The sequence below is a fragment of the Elioraea sp. genome, from assembly GCF_022842375.1.
Taxonomy (GTDB): domain Bacteria; phylum Pseudomonadota; class Alphaproteobacteria; order Acetobacterales; family Acetobacteraceae; genus Elioraea_A.
Window position 1 is genome coordinate 23,806 of record NZ_JALHPR010000006.1, and the last position, 6,195, is coordinate 30,000.

The 6,195-nt window shown below is 66.6% G+C and carries 4 protein-coding genes, 1 tRNA gene and 2 rRNA genes (1 of these 7 only partly in view); 4 read left to right on the top strand and 3 right to left on the bottom strand.

Going from position 1 to position 6,195, the window contains the following annotated elements; genetic code table 11:
* The first annotated feature begins 42 nt into the window (after positions 1-42).
* Genes Q0C38_RS07255 through Q0C38_RS07270 form a run of 4 tightly spaced genes read left to right on the top strand, consistent with a single transcriptional unit; the run spans position 43 to position 4,072 of the window.
* A complete protein-coding gene (locus Q0C38_RS07255) occupies positions 43-987 on the top strand; it encodes an ABC transporter permease (RefSeq protein ID WP_291296410.1) in 945 nt (314 codons plus the stop codon).
* Positions 984-1,790 (top strand): ABC transporter permease, encoded by an 807-nt coding sequence (locus Q0C38_RS07260; RefSeq protein ID WP_291296411.1) that lies wholly within the window; start codon positions 984-986, stop codon positions 1,788-1,790. Before Q0C38_RS07255 ends, Q0C38_RS07260 begins: the two co-directional genes overlap by 4 nt.
* An 11-nt stretch (positions 1,791-1,801) precedes the next feature.
* The gene (locus tag Q0C38_RS07265) at positions 1,802-3,304 is read left to right on the top strand and encodes an ABC transporter substrate-binding protein (protein WP_291296412.1); all 1,503 of its coding nucleotides are present in this window, start codon (positions 1,802-1,804) and stop codon (positions 3,302-3,304) included.
* A gap of 3 nt (positions 3,305-3,307) precedes the next feature.
* Positions 3,308-4,072, top strand: coding sequence for a glutamine amidotransferase (locus Q0C38_RS07270; protein ID WP_291296413.1), 765 nt, complete (start codon positions 3,308-3,310; stop codon positions 4,070-4,072).
* A 494-nt stretch (positions 4,073-4,566) separates the two neighbouring features.
* On the opposite strand, the gene Q0C38_RS07275 is transcribed toward Q0C38_RS07270, so the two are convergent.
* The 3 genes from Q0C38_RS07275 to Q0C38_RS07285 all read right to left on the bottom strand — a co-directional run.
* Positions 4,567-4,643 (bottom strand) — tRNA-Met (locus Q0C38_RS07275).
* Between the two features lie 50 nt (positions 4,644-4,693).
* Positions 4,694-4,808: ribosomal RNA gene (gene rrf, locus Q0C38_RS07280) — 5S ribosomal RNA — on the bottom strand.
* A gap of 140 nt (positions 4,809-4,948) precedes the next feature.
* A 23S ribosomal RNA gene (locus tag Q0C38_RS07285) occupies positions 4,949-6,195 on the bottom strand (it continues 1,512 nt past the right edge of the window).

Genomic DNA, 6,195 nt, shown 5'->3' on the forward strand with positions numbered 1-6,195 from the left:
GCACACGTGTGCAAGAAACGCCAACCAGGGACGCTGAGCGAAGTGCGGAGGATCGTTGCACGCCTTTTCGCGCTGCTTCCGATCCTGCTCGGCCTGTCCTTCATTTCCTTCACCCTCATCGCGATCATCCCCGGCGACCCCGTGATCGCGCTGCTCGGCCTCGAAGCGGGGCCGGAGGCGATCGCCGTGCTGCGGGCGAAGTATGCGCTCGATGAACCGTTCCTGGTGCGCTTCGGCGCCTGGCTATGGGCCGTGGTGCAGGGCGATCTCGGCCGGTCGATCCAGACCGGCAGGCCGGTGCGGGCGATGGTGATCGCGGCCCTTGGGCCGACGATGCTGCTCGCCTCGGCGGCGATGATCGTCTCGTTGCTGATCGCCATTCCGGCAGGCGTCATCGCTGCCACGCGGCGCAACACGCCGGCCGATTTCGCCGCCTCGATCGGCGCGCTCTGCGGCATGTCGCTGCCGACGTTCTGGCTCGGCATCCTGCTCATCCTCGGCTTCTCGATCTGGATGCCGCTGCTGCCCTCCTCCGGCTACGCGCCCGTGACGGGCGACCCTGCGCTCGCACTCGCGCATCTTGTTCTGCCCGCGCTGACGCTCGGCGTCGGCCTCGCCGCTGCGACGATGCGGATGACGCGGAGTGCCATGCTGGAGGTGCTGCGGGCCGACTATATCCGCACCGCGCGTGCAAAGGGGCTGACGCGCCGGGCCGTGGTGTGGAAGCACGCGCTGCGCAACGCACTCATCCCGGTGGTGACGCTGGTCGGCATCCAGTTCGGCCAGCTGCTCGGTGGCGTGGTCGTGACCGAGACGGTGTTCTCGTGGCCAGGCATCGGCAAGCTCACGGTCGATGCGATCTTCGCGCGTGACTTTCCCGTGGTGCAGGGTGCCATCCTCGTCACGGCGACGCTGTTCGTGGTGATCAACCTCGTGACCGACCTGCTCTACGCCGCACTCGACCCGCGTTTGCGAGGTGCTGCTTGAAGGGCTGGGATGCGCGCGCGCTGACGGGCATGGGCCTGGTCGGCATCGTGCTGCTGGCCGCCGCGTTCGGCCCGCTGGTGCTGCCCTTCGGCGCCGATACGCCCGACTTCACGGCCACACTCTCGGCCCCCTCGTTGCGCCACCCCCTCGGCACCGATGACCTCGGGCGCGACGTGCTGGCGCGGATCGTTGCGGGGGCGCAAGTCTCGCTGCTGGTCGGCGTCGGCTCGGTGGCGTTCGCGTTGCTGTTCGGCTCCGGGCTCGGGCTTGTCGCCGGTTATCTCGGCGGCTGGACCGACCGCATCGTAATGCGCTGCGTCGATGTGCTGCTGGCGTTTCCGGGCATCCTGCTTGCGCTCGGCATTACCGCGGCGCTCGGCGCGTCGCTCGTGAACGTGGTCGTGGCGATCGCGGCGGTGAACCTGCCGGTGTTCGCCCGTGTCGCGCGCGCCGAGGCGATGGTGCTGCGGCGGCGCGAATTCGTCACCGCCGTGCGCGCGCAGGGCTTTCCCGAGCATCGCATCCTCATCGGCACCGTCCTGCCCAATGCCTCGCCGCCCATCCTGGTGCAGGCCTCGCTGCTGCTCGCCTCCTCGATCATCACCGAGAGCGTGCTCTCGTTCCTCGGCCTCGGCGTGCAGCCGCCGACGCCGACCTGGGGGAACATGCTGCGCAACGCCGTGGGCTTCCTCGGCATCGCCGACTGGCTCGCCTGGTTCCCAGGGCTTGCGATCTTCATCACCGTGCTCGGCTTCAACCTGCTGGGCGACGGCCTGCGTGACCGCCTCGATCCGAACAACTGAAGGAGAACACCATGCCCACGCTCACGCGCCGCGAGGCGCTTCTCGTCACCGCCGGTGCGCTCGCCGCTCCCGCGGTCCATGCACAAGCGGCGCGCACGCTCACCGTCGGCGTCGTATCGGACCCTGTGACGCTCGACCCCGCCTTCGCCGCATCGTTCTTCGAGAACCAGGCGATCTACAACGTGCACGAGACGCTGCTCGTCGCGCGCCCCGACGGCACGATCGAGCCCGGGCTTGCGACGATCGAGCAGCCCGACCCGCTCACCTGGCGGCTGACGCTGCGCGACGGGCTGACCTTCCATGACGGTACGGCGCTCGACGCAGCCGCGGCGAAGGCGAGCCTCGACCGCTTCATCGACCCGGCCGTGGGCAGCCTGCGGCGCGCCGATTTCGGACCGATCGACAGCGTCGTCGTCACCGGCCCGCGCACGTTCGAGCTGCGCTATACCGCGCCCTTCGCGCCGCTGCCGGCGGTGCTGACCAACCGCGCCGGCATGATCGTGAGCCCCACCGCCGTGCAGGCGCTCGGCCAGGATTTCGCGGCGCGCGCGGTTGGCGCAGGCCCCTACCGCGTCGCGTCGTGGACGAAGAACGCCGAGCTCGTGCTCGAGCGTTTCCCGGGCTTCTGGCGCAACATGGACGGCGCGTTCGACCGCATCGTGATCCGCCCCATCCCGGATGAGACGGTGCGGCTCGCCAATCTCCGCTCGGGCACGCTGCAGCTGGTCGATGGCGTGCCGCCGCAGTCCGTTCCGGCGCTGGCGCGCGAGAGCGCGATCCGCGTCTCGCAGATCCCGACGCTGGGCTTCACCGGGCATTCGTTCAACTGCACGCGCGCCCCCTTCAACGACGTGCGCGTGCGCCAGGCCTTCAGCGCGGCGATCGACCGCAACGTGATCAATCGCGTGGTGTATTTCGGCACCGGGCGACCGGGCGTCGGGCCGCTCTCGCCCTCCGTCACCTGGGCGTTCGACCCCTCCGCCACCGTGCCGGCGGCTGACCCCGCGCGGGCACGCACGCTGCTGCGCGAGGCGGGGCACACCGCGGCGGTGCCGGTGGTGATCACCGTCACGAACTCGCCGCTGCAGGTGCGAATCGCCGAGATCCTGCAGGCGCAGGCGAACCAGGCGGGCTTCGCCGTGACGATCCGCCAGATCGACCCGACCAGCCTCATCACCGTGCTGCGCCAGCGCGATTTCGACCTCTGCATGTCGCCCTGGTCGGGCCGCTTCGACCCCGATGGCAACACGTGGGTGTATTTCACGCGCGGCGGGCCGAACAACTTCCCCGGCTACGAGAGCGAGCGCGTGACGAACCTGCTGAACGAAGCCCGCCAGAGCACCGACCGTGCCGCACGGGTGCGCATGTACCACGAGGCGCAGCGCCAGATCATCGAGGACCAGCCGCTGCTGTTCCTGCACCACGACGCGATCCTGCAAGCCTCGGTCTCGCGCCTGACCTGGACGCAGTATCCCGACGCGGTGTTCCGCCTCCACGACGCGCGGATGGCCTGAGACATGGCGGGCAAGCGCATCCTGCTCGCGGGCGAATCCTGGGTTTCGACCGCGAACCACATCAAGGGGTTCGACCAGTTCTCGTCCGTGACCTTCCACCGCGGCGCGGATGGCTTCATCGCCGCGCTCGCGGGGCTTCCGTTCGAGATCGTCCACATGCCGTGCCACATCGCAGCGACCGACTTCCCGGCGACGGTCGAGGCGCTGCAGGCGTGGGATGCCGTGCTGCTCTCCGATATCGGGGCCAATACGCTGCTGCTGCACCCCGATGTGTGGCTTCACTCGCGCACCTTCCCCAACCGGCTGAAGGCGCTGCGTGACTATGCGGCCGCTGGCGGCGGGCTCGGGATGATCGGGGGCTACTACAGCTTCCAGGGCATCAACGGCGGCGCACGCTATCGCGGCACAGCGCTCGAGACCGCGCTTCCCGTCTCGATCCATCCCTACGATGATCGGATCGAGGTGCCGGAGGGGTTCACGCCGGTGGCGACGGCGCCAGGCCATGCGCTGCTCACGGGCGTGGCGGGCGCGATGCCGCCGCTGCTCGGCCTCAACGAGGTGGTAGCCAAGCCGGGTGCAACCACGCTGATGGCGGCACCTGACAGCGAGGGAGAGCACCCGCTGCTTGTCGTCGGCGAGCACGGGGCCGGGCGGACGCTGGCGTGGACCACCGATATCGGGCCGCACTGGCTGCCGCAATCGGTGCTGGACTGGCCGGGCTTCCGAACACTCTGGGGCAACCTGCTGGGCTGGCTCGCCAAACGCTGACAACGAGGGCGGGAGAGTGCGTCGGCAGGGCGCGCTCTCCCGCTCGTGCGTGTTCGATCACCGTGCTGGCACATGGTCGCCTGGCGGATCATCCTGAGCCGGTTTCCCCCAACCAGCTGTTCGAACGCGTGGCTGACCCGGGCGACCTCGAGGCCGTGGTCGGCGTGCCGGGGGGCGCGACCACCATCGAGTTCCGCGGCATCGCGGCCCGGAACTGCGCGGCGCCAAGATCGAGCGTCGGGGAACGCAGCGGGAGAGGCGGCGCGTGATCTCGAGGTCAGGGACAGCTGCGTCGGAGTAGTATCTGTTCGTCGAGCAACGCTTTACGCGCCGGAACCGGCACCAGCACGAAGGCCTCCAGAAGGCTGCATGCTGGCCTCGGCACAGGATCTCGTTCTGTGCCGAAGACAGCCATGCCCATGCGCTTTCCGCACGCCCACGCCATGGCGGACGCGCGTCGCAACGCACATCAACAATAGACCGGGCTGGGAGGTTGGTTGCGGGGACAGGATTTGAACCTGTGACCTTCAGGTTATGAGCCTGACGAGCTACCGGGCTGCTCCACCCCGCGAAAGGTGGTGGGCCTGCTGAGATGGTTCTCTGTGACGTCCGGATCGGAAGACCTGGCAGCGACCGACTCTCCCGCGCCTTGAGACGCAGTACCATTGGCGCAGAGGGTTTTCACGGCCGAGTTCGGGATGGGATCGGGTGTTTGCCCCTCGCAATAGCCACCAGGTCATCGGATCCGGACGACCTCGATCCGCTCCGTGAAGGAGCGATCCGAGGTGTTCGTGGCGTGCGTGTGATGCGTGATGCCGGCCGTAGCCGTCTTTCGTGCTGCGCATGGAATGACGTGGCAAGCCACGTCATGGCGCGGATCTCAAGCCGAACGAGCGATTAGTACCAGTCAGCTTCATGTGTTGCCACACTTCCACACCTGGCCTATCGACGTGGTGGTCTTCCACGGCTCTTCAGGGAGACCTCGTTTTGAGGCGGGTTTCCCGCTTAGATGCTTTCAGCGGTTATCCCTTCCGTACATAGCTACCCGGCTGTGCCGCTGGCGCGACAACCGGTCCACCAGAGGTACGTCCATCCCGGTCCTCTCGTACTAGGGACAGATCCTCTCAAGTCTCCGACACCCATGGCAGATAGGGACCGAACTGTCTCACGACGTTCTGAACCCAGCTCACGTACCGCTTTAATCGGCGAACAGCCGAACCCTTGGGACCTGCTCCAGCCCCAGGATGCGATGAGCCGACATCGAGGTGCCAAACCTCCCCGTCGATATGGACTCTTGGGGGAGATCAGCCTGTTATCCCTAGAGTACCTTTTATCCGTTGAGCGATGGCCCTTCCACGTGGAACCACCGGATCACTAAGGCCGACTTTCGTCTCTGCTCGAGCTGTCGCTCTCGCAGTCAGGCGGGCTTATGCCTTTGCACTCAACAGCCGATGTCCGACCGGCTTGAGCCCACCATCGCGCGCCTCCGTTACCTTTTGGGAGGCGACCGCCCCAGTCAAACTGCCCACCATGCACGGTCCCTGACCAGGATGACTGGTCGAGGTTAGACGTCAAAAGAAACCAGGGCGGTATTTCAAGGTTGCCTCCACAAGAGCTGGCGCCCCTGCTTCATCGGCTCCCGCCTATCCTACACAGTCCTCTTCTAACGCCAGTGCAAAGTTGCAGTAAAGGTTCATAGGGTCTTTCCGTCTGACCACGGGTACCCCGCATCTTCACGGGGAATTCAATTTCGCTGAGCCGATGCTGGAGACAGTGGGGAAGTCGTTACGCCATTCGTGCAGGTCGGAACTTACCCGACAAGGAATTTCGCTACCTTAGGACCGTTATAGTTACGGCCGCCGTTTACCGGGGCTTCGATTCAAGGCTTGCACCTCTCCTCTTAACCTTCCGGCACCGGGCAGGCGTCAGACCCTATACGTCCTCTCTCGAGTTCGCAGAGCCCTGTGTTTTTGATAAACAGTCGCTACCCCCTGGTCTGTGCCACCCCCCACCGGTTGCCCGGCGAAGGGTCCCGCTTATCCCGAAGTTACGCGGGCAATTTGCCTAGTTCCTTCAGCATCGTTCTCTCAAGCGCCTTGGTATGCTCTACCAGCCCACCTGTG